Source organism: Marichromatium bheemlicum (assembly GCF_012276755.1).
GTDB classification, from domain to species: domain Bacteria; phylum Pseudomonadota; class Gammaproteobacteria; order Chromatiales; family Chromatiaceae; genus Marichromatium; species Marichromatium bheemlicum.
Genome location: NZ_JAAXKX010000010.1, coordinates 19451 through 32887, shown reverse-complemented (window position 1 = coordinate 32887; position 13437 = coordinate 19451). Strand labels below are relative to the sequence as shown.

The window sequence follows — 13437 nt, the reverse complement described above, 5'->3', positions numbered from 1 at the left end:
CCGCGCCGCCACCGGGGGCGCGTCATGCTGAGGATCGAGCGCGTCAACCTCGGCTTTCGCCGGCTCACCGAGACCTTGCTGCGTCGCCGACTGTGGGTGCTGCTCGGCGTCGGGCTCTGTCTCGGTGGGGCGGTGTCCGGGATCGGCGGCCTGCACAGCGATGTCGACCCGGACAACTGGCTGCTCGAAGACGACGCCATGCGTCAGGACCACGACCACTTCGAGCGCATCTTCGGCAACAGCGACTATTGCGCGGTGCTGATCGAGCACGAGGACGTGTTCAGCCCCGAGGTGCTGCGCGGCATCCGCGCGCTCGGCACCGAGCTGGAGCGTCGCGTCCCCCATGCCGACGAGGTGCTGTCGCTGACCGACCTGGAGTTCATGCTCGGGAGCGAGGAAGGGCTGGAGATCACCGAGCTGGTCCCCGAGCCGGTGCCGGAGTCGGCCGCGGCGCTCGCCGAGATCCGCGCCCTGGCGATGTCGCGCCCGTCGATCCGCGATCGGCTGGTCTCGGCCGACGGCACCCAGACCTGGGTGATGCTGCGCCTCCACGGCTATGGCGAGGTCGCGCGCAGCGAGGGCCCGGACCTGCAGGTCGGGCGCAGCTGCAGCGAGATCGCCGCCCAGCCCGAGTACGCCTTCATGCGCCCGCAGGTCACCGGGCTGCCGGCGGTCAACTACGAGAAGAAGCGGTTCTTCAACGCCGAGGCGCCGCGCCTGCTGGGGATCTCGCTGCTGGTCAGCGCGCTGATCCTGGCGGTGACGCTGCGCTCGGTGTGGGGCGTGCTCTTCCCGCTGTTCACCGCGGCGGCGGCGATGGCGATGGTGCTGGGGGTGCAAGGGCATCTCGGCGTCGGTATCGACCCCTCGCTGGTGTTCCTGCCGCTGTTTCTCGGCATGGCGGTGTCGATCGGCTATTCGATCCATGTCATCAACCACTTCCGCCGTCGCTTCCTCGTCACCGGCGTGCGCCGCGCGGCCATCCTCCATGCCCTGGAGGAGACCGGCTGGCCGCTGCTGTTCACCGCGCTGACCACGGCCGCGGCGATGCTCTCCTTCCTGCTCATCCCGCTGCAGCCGATCCACTGGATCGGCTACACCGCGGCGAGCCTGGTGCTGGTGACCTGGGCGCTGGTGGTGCTGGTGTTGCCGGTGTTGTTGAGCTTCGGTCGGGATCGCGCCCCGGCGCCGGACGCGGGTCCGGGCGATCGCCCCCGTGGCCGTCCGCTGGAGCGGCTGCTCGGCGCCTTCGGCGGCTGGGTGTTGCGCCGTCCGCGTGCGGTGATCGCCGTCTTCCTGCTGCTCACCCTGGGCTGCGTGGCCGGGCTCAGTCAGTTCCGCGTCTCGTTCGACTATCGCGAGACCATGGGGCTGCAGGTGCCCTATATCGCGCGGATGAACGCGGTGGCCGAGAGCGAGGTCGGCTCGCTCTACGCCTATGACCTGGCGATCGCCTTCGACGCCCCGGACAAGGCGCGCGAGCCGGCCAACCTCGCCAAGCTCGACCAGCTGCGCGAGGAGATCCTCGGCTTCCCGCTGACCAAGCGGGTGACCTCGCTCAACCTGGTGGTGAAGGATCTGCACCAGGCGGTGTTCGGCGGCGGCGACGCCGACTACCGGCTGCCGGAGGATCGCCAGCTGCTCGCCCAGCTGCTGTTGCTCTACGAGAACGCAGGCGGCACCGAGGCGGCGCGCTGGGTCGATTACGACTACCAGCGACTGCGGATGATGATCGAGGTCAGCGACTACGACTCGGAGGAGGCCGAGCGCGAGCTCGAGCGTATCCGCACCCGCGCCGCCGAGTTGTTCCCCGACGCCAAGGTGTACCTGATCGGCTCGATCGCGCAGTACACCTACATGATGCACCAGGTCACCTGGGGCCAGCTCGGCTCCTTCATGGTGGCGCTGGTGATCATCGGGGTGCTGATGATGGTGGTCTTCGGCGGGGTGCGCATCGGCCTGATCGCGATGATCCCGAACGTCGCCCCGGCGCTCGCCGTCGGCGGCGCCATGGGCTGGAGCGGGATCCCGATGGACATCATGACGGTGACCATCATGCCGATGCTGCTGGGGCTGGCGGTCGACGACAGCATCCACTTCATCGCCCATGCCCGGCTCGAGCACCAGCGCACCGGTGGCGATTACGTCGAGTCGATCCGGCGCACCTTCACCAGCGTCGGCGTCGCCCTGGTGCTGACCTCGGTGGTGCTGGTGCTGAACTTCTCCGTCTATCTCGCCTCGACGGTGAACATGTTCATCCACATGGGCGCGCTGGTGGCGCTGGGGATCGGTGCGGCGCTGCTCACCGACTTCTTCGTCACCCCGGTGCTGCTCGAGCGGCTGCGTCCCTTCGACCCCCGGTCACGCCGGGGGTGAGGGCCGGGCGGCCTCAGCGCCGCCCGGTGTAGAGCTCGGTGCCGACCGGCAGCTCGCGCACCCAGGCGCCGGCGTCGCGCAGTGGTCGGGGGAGCTTGGCCAGGGCGGTGGCCGCGGGCGTCCAGCCGGGGTAGATGCCCTCGGTGATGGCGATCCAGCCGCTGCCCGGGCCGCTGTCGATGCGCCAGGTGTCGATCCCCTGGGCGGCGAGCTGGCGCTGGAAGCGCCCGGCGCGCTCCTCGCTGAGGAAGGCGCCGAGCTGCAGGGTGTAGCGGATCTCCTTGAGGACCACCTGGCGTCCGGGCGCGGGCGAGGGTGTCGGCGTGGCCGGGGGCGGAGGGGCGGGTGGGCGCTGTGAGGTGGCGCTGGTGTCGATCTCTGCCGGCGCGGTGTCGGGCAGGGGCTGGCGGGCCTCGGCGAGTTCCATCCGGGTCGCCTCGAGACTGTCAGTGAGCGCTCGGACCTCGGCCTGGAGTGCTGAGACCTGGGTCTCGAGTCCCTGGATGGCACGCAATGGCTCGTCGTCGAGGCCGCCGCCGAGTTGTGCGATTGCGCCCCCGAGATGCCACCAGGACAGCGCGATCACTAACACCAGGACACCACCGAGTGCCCCGAGCCCGGCCGCCCCCTGGAGCTTGACGCGTTCGAGTTGTCTCTCCCACCATTTGCGATCACGCAGGTCGAGCCGTTGGGTCGGCGCGCTCTGGGTCTCCTCCGGTGTCGACCGTGGCCGGGGAGGACGGGGGCGTGGCGTGGGTTGGGGTGGCGGCGGTGGGGGCGACGCGGGAGGTTCGGGCTCCCCGGCGCGTGGATCGAGTTCATGGACACCGCTGGTATCGGGTTCGATGGCGAACGTCTGTTCCGGCTCTGGCTCTGGCTCTGGCTCTGGTTCCGGCTGCGGGCGGGGCGGTGGTTCGGGTGTTGGCGCGGGCGCGCGATCGGGTTGCGGTTCCGGCGCGGCGTCCTCGGCTTGGTGGACGCGGCCGGGGAGTGGGTCCTCGAACAGCGATTCGAGGGTGTTCTCCGGGGGGGCGTGTTCCGATATCGGCGCGATCAGGTCCTCGGCCAGACGCTCGAGGGTGCGTAGCTGGCGCGGATCGGTTTCCAGGTCCTCGAAGGCCTGGAGGATCTCGGCGAGATAGATGCGCTCGCGCATCCCGATCTGTCCCTGGTCGAGTTGTCCGAGCGCACGCCCGAGGCTGTTGACCAGGGCCTCGCTACCCTCAGGGTCCTGCTCCGCGACCCGGGCGAGACGGTGGCTGATGGTGGCGATCAGGGCGGCGTCCCGATCATGCTTTGCATCCGCTTCGGTGGCCTGTGGCCGGGGGTTCTCATCTGTCATCCGACGTTCCTCGCGCAGTGGCTCCTGGTCCTCGGTCGTAGCGGGTCAGCCGCTGGCGGGCAGTCGACCGTGGTTGCCCCCATATTGGAAGCGAACGCCGATCAGGGACAGGATCGCGCACAATCAATCGATGCCGCCCCGTTCGGCGGGGCCGACGAGACGAATCCTTGCATGAGTGTCGCAGAACAGGCCAACCGATCCGATCCCCGTCACCTGCTCCAGGGCATCCCCCAGTCGCCCGGGGTTTATCGCATGCTCGACGCCGAGGGCACGGTACTCTATGTCGGCAAGGCCAAGAGCCTGCGGCGTCGGGTGGCAAGCTACTTCAGCCACAGCCGTCAGCTCAACCGTCGTATCCAGTTGATGGTGAGCCTGATCGCCGATATTGCCATTACCGTCACCCGCACCGAGGGTGAGGCGTTGCTGCTCGAGAGCAACCTCATCAAGTCGCTGCGCCCACGCTTCAATGTACTGCTGCGCGACGACAAGGGCTATCCGCACATCCTCCTCACCTCCCAGGACCGCTTCCCGCGCTTGACCTTTCATCGCGGCGCGTGCCCGCGCACGGGCCGTTTGTTCGGACCCTACCCGAACGCTTGGGCGGTGCGTGAGACGCTGCAGTTGTTGCAGAAGGTCTTCCCCTTGCGCCAGTGCGAGGACGCCGTCTTTCGCAACCGCTCGCGTCCCTGTCTGCAATATCAGATCAAGCGCTGCAGCGGTCCCTGTGTCGGGCTGGTCGATGAGGCGACCTATGCCGCCGACGTGGCGCGTACCGTCAAGTTCTTGGAGGGGCGGGCGCCCGAGCTGATCGACGAGCTGGTCGCCGAGATGGATGAGGCCGCCGCGGCACTGGAGTTCGAGCACGCCGCCGAGCTGCGCGACCGCATCGAGCAGCTGCGTCAGGTACTGCAGCGCCAGTACGTCAGCGGCGAGGGCGGGGATCTCGACCTGCTCGCCTGCGTGCAGGAGGGTGGTTTGAGTTGTGTGGCGGTGATGTTCGTGCGCGGCGGGCGCAGCCTCGGTACCCGCGCGTTCTTCCCGCAGGTGCCTGAGGAAACCGATGCCGGTGGGGTGCTCGCGGCCTTCCTCGCTCAGTTCTATGCCGGGCACGAGGTCCCGGGCGAGCTGGTCGTCAGCGAGCCGGTCGAGGAGCAGGGGCTGCTCGAGCAGGCGCTCGGCGAGCACGCCGGGCACCGGGTGCGGATCAAGTCGCGGGTACGCGCCGAGCGTGCGCGCTGGCTGGAGATGGTGCGCGCTAACGCCGAGGTGGCGCTGCGCGCGCGGCTCGGCAGTCGCGCCGGCTACGGGCTCAGGCTGGAGTCGCTGCGCGAGGCGCTGGCGCTCGATACCGCGCCACGCCGGATGGAGTGCTTCGACATCAGCCACACCCGAGGCGAGCGCGCGGTGGCCTCCTGCGTGGTGTTCGACGGCGAGGGGCCGCGCAAGTCCGACTACCGTCGCTTCAATATCGAGGGCATCACCCCGGGCGACGACTACGCCGCTATGGCCCAGGCGATGACCCGGCGCTACACCCGGGTCCAACGCGGCGAGGCGCCCACACCCGATGTGCTCTTCATCGACGGCGGGCGCGGCCAGCTCAACGCCGCGGCCGCCGCGCTAGCGGAGCTGGGGATGTCGATCGAGTGCCTGGTCGGCGTCTCCAAGGGGCCGGACCGACGCCCCGGCACCGAGCAGCTCTGGTTGTTGGGGCGGGAGGCGCCCGTTATACTGCCGAGCGATTCGCCGGCCATGCATCTCATCGAGCAGATCCGTGACGAAGCCCATCGTTTTGCGATCACGGCCCACCGCCAGCGGCGAGCCAAGGCCCGCACCACCTCGGTGCTGGAAGGCATCGACGGAATCGGTCCCAAGCGCCGACAGCGACTCCTCAGGCAATTCGGCGGTATGCGCGGCCTGATCCGGGCCGGTGTCGAGGACATCGCCGGGGTCGAAGGGATCAGCCGGCACCTGGCCCAACAGATCTACGATGCCCTCCACCGCGAGGCCGCTGGACCCTGACCTTATGTGGAACCTCCCCAATCTGCTGACGTTGCTGCGGATCTTGCTGATCCCGGTGTTCGTCGCCGTCTTCTATCTCGATACTCCCTGGGCCGCCTACGCCGCTGCTGCCGTGTTCGGCGCCGCAGCGCTGACCGACTGGCTCGATGGTTATCTGGCGCGGCGCTGGAGCCAGACCTCACCGCTCGGCGCCTTCCTCGACCCGGTGGCCGACAAGCTGATGGTGGCCGTGGCGCTGGTGGTGGCCGTGCAGGCCGACCCGCGGGTGCTGATGGCACTGCCGGTGATGGTGATCATCGGTCGTGAGATCGCTGTCTCGGCGGTGCGCGAGTGGATGGCCGAGATCGGTGATCGCGCGGCGGTGGCCGTCTCCAAGCTCGGCAAGATCAAGACCACGGTGCAGATGATCTCGATCGCCATCCTCATCCTGCGCGAGTCAGTCTTCGGCCCCTGGCTCTACGACCTCGGTGTGGTGCTGCTCTATGTCGCCGCCATCCTGACGCTGTGGTCGATGATGCTCTATCTGCGCGCGGCTTGGCCGAGCCTGAGCGGCACCCGGCAGGGCGAATGAAAAAAATGTTGTGATAGGGGTTGACGCCCCGGAGATGTCGTCTATAATGGGCATCTCTTTCGGCGGGAATAGCTCAGTTGGTAGAGCACAACCTTGCCAAGGTTGGGGTCGCGAGTTCGAGTCTCGTTTCCCGCTCCAAATTCCGAAAGAACGACCGCTTCGCGGGTTTGAGGCGATCGGGCTTTTTGGTCGGCAAGCTGCATCAGCGCTATCGACCAGTTCAAGAAAACACTTGAACAACGTCACGAAAGACGTTAAAATTCGAAAAGTAAAGCGGGAATAGCTCAGTTGGTAGAGCACAACCTTGCCAAGGTTGGGGTCGCGAGTTCGAGTCTCGTTTCCCGCTCCAAATCTTGAAAAAACCGGTGCCTCAAGGTACCGGTTTTTTTGTGCCTGTCATTTCCCATCCCCATCTCCCCTTGGTCGACAGCATCGCTGTCGTCGTCTTTGCCGAGGTCTCGAGATGGCGAATGGATGGTCGCGCCCGGGCCCCGGGCGCCTGCTGCTCGATCGCTTGCGGCTGCGTCCTTACGGCGCGGCGCTGCTCACCCCCGCCGTGCGCACCTGGCTCGGCTTCGCGACCCTGTTGATCCTGCTGATGGCCCTGCTCGAGGGCGTGGTCTGGGGGCTGGTCGGCGCCTCGCTGGTGCCCGAGGCGAGCCCTTGGCTGCGCTGGCCGGCGGGGGGCTTGTTCTTCCTGCTGATGTTCACCGTGATCTGGGTGGTCGATGCCTCGCTGATGCTCTCGGAGCGACCGCGCGGTGGTCTCGGGGGGCGTCTGCGCTGGTTTGTCGGGGTGCTGGTGCGCATCCTCATCGTCGCGCTCTCGCTCTATGTCACCGCGCCCCTGTTGGCGCGGCTGATCCGCGCCGACGACATCGCCCTCCACCACCAGCGTCAGGTCGAGCGCTATCATGTCGAGCGTGCCGCGCGGTTGGAGGCCCGGCTCGCCGAGCGTCTGGCGCCGCTGACGCGCGAGACCGGCGCACGGATCGCGGCCCTGGAGAGCGAGCGGGCGCGCCTCACCGAGACGCTCGAGCGCGTGCGGGCGCGGCGTGCGCGGATCGAGGCGGCCGCCGCCCCCGGGCTCGAACTACTGCGCGAGGAGTTGGCCGCCGCCCGGTTGCGGCTCGGCGACGAGTTGCACGGTCGCGCCGGGCGCCCGCCCGGCTATGGGCCCGAGGCCAGACGCTGGGAGCGCCAGGTCGGCGAACAGGAGGCCGAGCTCGAGCGTGCCGAGGCCGCACTCGGCGCACGGCTCGGCGGGGTTGACGCCGAGCGCGCGGACATCGAGCAGCGGTTGCGCGCGCTCGCCGTGCGGCTCGATGCATTGCGTGCCTCAGGCGAGGCCGAGCGCGAACGTCTTCGCGCCGAACTCGTCGCCGCGCAACCTCCGGCCGAACCCCCGCGCCTGACCTTCGCCGCCCGCTCCAAGGCGCTCGAGGCGTTGCGCGCGCGCTCCGACGAGCGCGGCGTGCCGCACTTCGAGACCGTCGAGGGCTTCACCCAGGCGCTGCTCGCCATCCTCTTCTGCGCGCTGCTCGCGCTCAAGTTGTTCGAACCGGGGGCGGTGCGTGCCTATTTCGACGATCGTCTGCAGGGTCAGTACCGCAAGTATCTGCGTGGTGGGTTGGCCGCGATCCCCGGCTTCGAGCACTGGCAGGACCCGGCGCGGCGGCTCTCGCCGCACGAGTTCGCCGCCGCTTGGCACGCGCACGAGCACGATCCCGCCGCCTTCCATGCCCAGCGCCTGGCCATGCTCGAGGCCGCCGCCCCGGTGGAGTCCGCAGCACGCGAGCAGCGCTTGGCGGCGGCACTGGAACAGGCCCGTTATCACAACCTCGCCGAGGAGCAGGGGCTGGCGCGTGAGCGGCGTGCTCGTGAACTCGCCGCCCAGACCCGAGAGCTGGAGCTGCGGCATCAGGCGTTGGCGCAGGCATTGCGCGAGGACCTGGCGCAGCGTCGCGCCCAGCGCGAGGTGGAGTGGGGACTCGACCAGGATCGGGAGCGCGAGACCTTGCGTCAGCGCCGGGCGCGTTTCGATGCCGAGCTGCACCAGCTCGGTGAAGAGCAACGGTGGCGTGAGCGCGAGAGCGAGATCCTACACCAACAGCGCATGCAGGCCCTGGAGCTGGAGTCCCAGGATCAGCGGAGGATCCGTGCCGTGGCACGCCAGCGCGAGCGGGCCGAGGCATGCCAAGTACGGGCGGAGCGCCAGCTCGAGCGGCTGCAGACGCAGGAACTGGCCGAACGCGAGCGCCTGGCCACGGCCCGTGCCAGGGTCGTCGGGGTCGAAGGCGCGCTGGAGCAGACGCGCGCACAGTTGGCGACGCTGCCGTCGGGGTCACGCCGGGCCCGACGGCTCGGTGAGCGGGTGCAGGCCCTGGTCGTCGAGCTGAGCACGGCGCGTAGCGGTGTCGATGCCGCTGCCCTGGCACACACCAATCTGCTGACCCGGATCGGCCTGATCGAGGAGGGGCTGGGGCAGTGGTTGTTCACGGGCGCCTCTCCGGAGGAGGGGGCGCCCGAGGACGAGTCAAGCGAGGCCTGATCGAGGTCGATTGACATCTCTCAATTGATAATGATTCTCGAAACCAATATTATCGGCGCCGAAATCATCATCCCCCTGCAAGACATAGGGGAAAGCATTCGCGATTGAGGAGTCGATCCACTGTTATGAACAAACGCTCGTTGCTGGGGGTGCTTGGCGCCCTGTTGCTGCTGCCGCTACTGTTGAGCGGGTGCGGTGAGTCGGTCTCGGAGGAGGGCGCTCAAGGGAGCCGGGTCGGGGTGCTGCTGGTCAGCCACGGCTCGCACTCGAAGAACTGGCGCGACATGCTCGTCGATGTCGAGCACTCGGTGCGCGATCGCATCACGGCCGACGGGCGGGTCGCCGAGGTGCGCACCGCCTTCATGGAGTACACCGAACCCTCGATCAGCACCCAGATGCGCGCCTTCGACGAGGCCGGGTTCGACGAGGTGATCGTGGTGCCGCTGTTTCTCACCGTCAGCTCGCACTCGCTCGACGACATCCCCACCATCCTCGGCATGAAGGCCGACCCCAAGGTCATGGCCAAGCTCGCCGAGGAGGAGATCGAACTCTACCGTCCCGAGGCCCGGGTCACCCTGACCCCGATGCTCGATTTCTCCTCACTGCTCAAGAAGAATCTGCTGCGTCGTACTCAGGCGCTCGCCGGCGAGACCGAGGACACCGGCGTGGTGCTGGTGGCCTACGGCGATGCCAGTTACAACCAGCAGTGGGAGGCCCTGGTCGGCGACATCGGGCGTTATCTCAAGCTCAAGGCCGGGATCGATACCGTCGCCTATTCCTGGTGCGGACACCTGGTCGACTATTCACCCGAGCCGACTCTGCGCGCCATCGAGCAGGTGCTGGAGCTGGAGGATCGGGCGGCGGTGCTGCCGGTGCTGGTGGCCGTCGATCCTGACTTCCAGGATGAGATCATCGGGACAGCGGTGGCACAGAGTTCGGATCACAGTCGGGTGCTCTATGCCGGCGATGCCATCCTGCCCGATGCCGGTCTCAACGACTGGGTGGTCGAGATCGTGAGGAAGAGCCTCGATGGTGGCGCTTGAGCGGCTTGGTCGGCGTCGGATCACCGCGACCCTGCTGCTCGCCGTCACCGTGGCGGTGCTGTGGGCCGGCAGCGAACCGACCGAGACCGGGCCCAGTTTCCGTATCGATCCCATTGATCCGTCGCACGCGCAGCCGCGGCTGATCGGCCAGTCGGGGCCGGGGACAAGCACGGGGTTCGGGCTGATGGCCGGCGCGGTCCCCACTCAGGGACACGGCTATGCACTGCTCGATGGCGCGCCGCGCGCTCTCGACGCCCCCTTCGGTCTGCTCGGGGGGACGGGTCAGGTCCGGCGCAGCCCGGGTGAGGCGGCCGCTGCCTTGGCGCACCGCGCCGCTGCCGCCGATCCCGATGGCTATGGTGCGGTGGCACGAGCCACCGAGACCCTGCCGCTGGCCGAGCGGCGCGATCGCGCCGGGCGCTATCGTGGGCTCTATCTCGACAATCTCGCGCTCGACACCCGGGTACGCGGATTCGCCGGACCGCTGCGTATCGGTGTCTATCTCGACGCCGAGGGTGGGGTGCGCGAGCTGGTGTTGCTCGACTCGCGCGAGACCCCGAGCTATCTGCATCGGGTCGAGAGCGCCGGGTTCTACGACCGCGCCCGGGCCGTCGAACTCACCCCGGGGCTGCATCGGGTCGATGCGGTGAGTGGTGCGACCCTGACCTCGCAGGCTCTGGCGCGGGCGCTCGACGAGTTGATCAGCAGCGCCGGTCCCGTGCTCGACGACTATCTCGACCACACCGTCCAGGGCTTTGCCCTGGAGGCGCCGCTCTCGGAGCGCTGGAAGTGGCAACTGGTCCTGATCTTGGTGCTGTTCGCGTTGCTTTGGCAGCGGCGCTGGCGGCTGGACCGGACCGAGCTGACCCTACTCGGGGTGACCAGCCTGGTCACGCTCGGCTTCCTGTTCAATCTCGGTTTCACCTATCTCAACCTGCTCCATCCGCTGCTCGGGGTCTCGGTCTCGGCGCTGGTGGGCTGCTATGCGGTGTTGGTGGTGCTCGGCGCGATCTGGGACGACAACACCTACTGTCGCCACCTCTGTCCCTTTGGCCAGGCCCAGCGCTTGGTCGCGCGGTTCGATCGACGTTCGCGCTGGCGTCACTGGCCGCTCGGCAATCGCGCCATGTACTGGCTGCGGTTGACGCTGGCGCTGGTACTGATCAGTGGGGTCGTGCTCGGCGTCGAGCACTGGAGTGGTTTCGAGCTCTTCCCCGAGCTGTTCACGCTTGATTTCAGTTCACTGTGGTTCCTGGTGGCGCTCTTTCTGGTGCTGCGGGTCTCGGCCTGGGTACCGATGCTGTGGTGTCGGTTGCTGTGTCCGACCGGTGCCGTGCTCGACCTGATTGCCCGCGCGGTGCGCCCGCCACGACGACGGCGTGCCAGGGTGTCGGTGCCGCTGCCGATCCCTCGACCCGCGCGCGCCTCGGCCCCCTGAACCATCCCGACGCCAGCCAGCTCGCCGTGATCCGGCCGCCAGCCACGTCAGTCTTGTACTTCGAGGTAATCCATGATGTCCCAACCCGCTTCGTTTCCGAGGCTGGTCGGTTGTTGCGCCCTGCTGGCCCTGTCGCAATCGCTGGCCGCAGAGACCCGCCTGCCGACCATCTCGGTGGTGGCCACCGGTACCGAACGCGCCGTCGACACCCTGCCCGAGTCGGTCAGCGTGGTCGAGCGCAAGCAGCTCGACCAGGCCCAGCCGAGCACCATCGGCGAGGTGCTCGAGACCCTGCCCAACGTCGCCCTCGGCGGCGGGCCGCGCCCGGCCGGACAACAGCTGACCATCCGTGGGATCGGTGATACGCGGCTGCTCTATCTGATCGATGGGGTGCGCCAGAACTTCTCGCGCTCGCACAGCGCGCGGATCTTCGTCGAACCGGAGTTGCTCGAACGCGTCGAGGTGCAACGCGGTCCGGCCTCGGCGCTCTGGGGCAGTGGTGCGCTTGGCGGGGTGGTGGCGCTGCAGACCCGGGAGGCGGCCGAGCTGCTGCGCCCGGGGCAACGCATCGGCGGGCTGGTCAAGACCGGCTATCAGGACGTCAACGACGAGTGGCTGGGGGCGGCGGCGGTCTATGGCGCGCCGACCGACGGGCTCGACTACCTGCTCAACCTCTCCTATCGCGAGGCCGGTGACGTCGCCCTCGGCGACGGCAGCGATCTCGACCACTCCGGCTACGAACGCTTCTCCGGGCTCGGCAAGCTCAACTGGACCCCGGACGGGGTCAACCACTTCGGGCTCTCGCTGATGGGCGGCGAGCTCTCCGGCGAGGTGCCGTCGAACGCCCAGATCGCCGCCACCGCCGAGGACCTGCTCGATCGCGACATCCAGCAGACCAATCTGGCGTTGCGCTATCGCCACGAGGCCCCGGACCAGCCCTGGTTCAACCCGGCGTTGACCCTCTATCGCAACCTCACCGACATCGACGAGACCCGGCTGCACGACGGGCGCGAGGACGAGACCGAGATCGAGACCCTGGGGATCGATCTGCGCAACCAGATGCGCTTCTCCGGCGAGGGCGCGCTGGCGCAGCTGCTGAGCTACGGCCTCGAGTGGCATCGCGACAGCGTCGAGGCCAGCCGCAACGGCGCGGCGCGTCCGAGCTACCCCGACGGCGAGGGCGAGGTGCTCGGGTTCTTCCTCCAGGACGAGATCATGATCGGCGAGCGCTGGACCCTGATCCCCGGGGTGCGCTGGGACCGCTACACCCGCGAGAGCGATGACGCGACGCTGGAGGATCACGACGACAGCGCCTTCTCAGCCAAGCTGGGGGTGGATGTCGCCGTCACCGACTGGTTGTCGCTGCAGGCGAGCTACAACGAGGCCTTCCGCGCCCCCGGTGTCTCCGAGCTCTATGTCTCCGGGACCCATTTCAGCTGTGGCCCAGGGTGTCGGAACCTGTTCGTGCCCAATCCCGATCTCGAGCCCGAGAAGGCGCACAACAAGGAGATCGGCATCCGCTTGCATCGCGACGACCTGTTCGCCCCGGGCGATCGCGCTCGCTTCCAGGCGCGCGCCTTCCGCAACGATGTCGACGACTTCATCGATCAGATCGTGCAGTTCGTCTTCTATCCGGTGCCGGGTAACCCCCAGCGTGGCGGGGTGACGAGCTTCCGCAACGTCGATTCGGCCAAGCTCGAGGGCTTCGAGCTGGAGGCCGGCTATGATGCCGGGCGCTGGTTCGCCAACGCCTTCTTCGCCCGCACCCGGGGTGAGAACAAGCGCAGTGGCGAGCCGCTCTCGAGCGTGCAGCCTGATACCTGGCAGCTCGAGGCCGGGCTGCGGCTGCCTGAGCAACGCGTCGAGCTGGGCTGGCGCGCGCGCTTCGTCGCCGAGCAGGACCGGGTGCCGGTCGACGGCACGCCCGCCGACAGCCATCAGCTCCACGACCTCTGGCTGACCTGGCGTCCGCACCGCGATCTCACCCTGGACCTCGGCATCGACAACCTGTTCGACGAGGACTACCAGCCCTATCTCTCCGCGCTCAAGGGGCCGGGGCGCAACCTCAAGGCGACCCTGAGCTATCGCTTCTGAGCA

General features: G+C 68.3%; 8 protein-coding genes and 2 tRNA genes. 9 read left to right on the top strand and 1 reads right to left on the bottom strand.

The features are described from left to right. The first annotated feature begins 24 nt into the window (after positions 1 to 24). Positions 25 to 2376, top strand: coding sequence for an efflux RND transporter permease subunit (locus HF203_RS08625; RefSeq protein ID WP_168668693.1), 2352 nt, complete (start codon positions 25 to 27; stop codon positions 2374 to 2376). Between the two features lie 13 nt (positions 2377 to 2389). Here the strand turns inward: HF203_RS08625 and HF203_RS08620 are convergent, their stop codons facing one another. Beyond that, positions 2390 to 3718, bottom strand: a complete 1329-nt coding sequence (locus tag HF203_RS08620; RefSeq protein ID WP_168668691.1) for an SPOR domain-containing protein — start codon at positions 3716 to 3718, stop codon at positions 2390 to 2392. 171 nt (positions 3719 to 3889) lie between these two features. Here HF203_RS08620 and uvrC point away from each other — a divergent pair, with 171 nt between their 5' ends. The 8 genes from uvrC to HF203_RS08580 all read left to right on the top strand — a co-directional run bounded on the left by uvrC (position 3890) and on the right by HF203_RS08580 (position 13434). Continuing rightward, the gene (gene uvrC / locus HF203_RS08615) at positions 3890 to 5737 is read left to right on the top strand and encodes an excinuclease ABC subunit UvrC (RefSeq protein WP_168668689.1); all 1848 of its coding nucleotides are present in this window, start codon (positions 3890 to 3892) and stop codon (positions 5735 to 5737) included. Between the two features lie 4 nt (positions 5738 to 5741). Beyond that, on the top strand, positions 5742 to 6308 hold the full coding sequence (gene pgsA, locus HF203_RS08610) for a CDP-diacylglycerol--glycerol-3-phosphate 3-phosphatidyltransferase (RefSeq protein ID WP_168668687.1): 567 nt from the start codon (positions 5742 to 5744) through the stop codon (positions 6306 to 6308). A gap of 62 nt (positions 6309 to 6370) precedes the next feature. Then, a tRNA-Gly gene (locus HF203_RS08605) sits at positions 6371 to 6446 on the top strand. Positions 6447 to 6581: 135 nt separating this feature from the next. Beyond that, positions 6582 to 6657, top strand: a tRNA-Gly gene (locus HF203_RS08600). Positions 6658 to 6771: 114 nt separating this feature from the next. Beyond that, entirely contained in the window at positions 6772 to 8859 is a 2088-nt protein-coding gene (locus tag HF203_RS08595) for a DUF4407 domain-containing protein (protein WP_168668685.1), read from the top strand. Positions 8860 to 8984: 125 nt separating this feature from the next. Continuing rightward, positions 8985 to 9902 (top strand): sirohydrochlorin chelatase, encoded by a 918-nt coding sequence (locus tag HF203_RS08590; RefSeq protein ID WP_168668683.1) that lies wholly within the window; start codon positions 8985 to 8987, stop codon positions 9900 to 9902. Beyond that, entirely contained in the window at positions 9889 to 11340 is a 1452-nt protein-coding gene (locus tag HF203_RS08585) for an FMN-binding protein (protein ID WP_168668681.1), read from the top strand. Before HF203_RS08590 ends, HF203_RS08585 begins: the two co-directional genes overlap by 14 nt. Before the next feature lie 75 nt (positions 11341 to 11415). Continuing rightward, positions 11416 to 13434, top strand: coding sequence for a TonB-dependent hemoglobin/transferrin/lactoferrin family receptor (locus HF203_RS08580; RefSeq protein WP_168668679.1), 2019 nt, complete (start codon positions 11416 to 11418; stop codon positions 13432 to 13434). The last annotated feature ends 3 nt before the right edge of the window (positions 13435 to 13437 follow it).

Excerpts from the sequence above, each read along its gene's own strand:
- HF203_RS08580 (WP_168668679.1), top strand. The coding sequence starts at position 11,416 with ATGTCCCAACCCGCTTCGTTTCCGAGGCTGGTCGGTTGTTGCGCCCTG.
- HF203_RS08590 (WP_168668683.1), top strand. The coding sequence starts at position 8,985 with ATGAACAAACGCTCGTTGCTGGGGGTGCTTGGCGCCCTGTTGCTGCTG.
- HF203_RS08585 (WP_168668681.1), top strand. The coding sequence starts at position 9,889 with ATGGTGGCGCTTGAGCGGCTTGGTCGGCGTCGGATCACCGCGACCCTG.
- HF203_RS08620 (WP_168668691.1), bottom strand. The coding sequence starts at position 3,718 with ATGACAGATGAGAACCCCCGGCCACAGGCCACCGAAGCGGATGCAAAG.
- HF203_RS08595 (WP_168668685.1), top strand. The coding sequence starts at position 6,772 with ATGGCGAATGGATGGTCGCGCCCGGGCCCCGGGCGCCTGCTGCTCGAT.
- uvrC (WP_168668689.1), top strand. The coding sequence starts at position 3,890 with ATGAGTGTCGCAGAACAGGCCAACCGATCCGATCCCCGTCACCTGCTC.
- HF203_RS08625 (WP_168668693.1), top strand. The coding sequence starts at position 25 with ATGCTGAGGATCGAGCGCGTCAACCTCGGCTTTCGCCGGCTCACCGAG.
- pgsA (WP_168668687.1), top strand. The coding sequence starts at position 5,742 with ATGTGGAACCTCCCCAATCTGCTGACGTTGCTGCGGATCTTGCTGATC.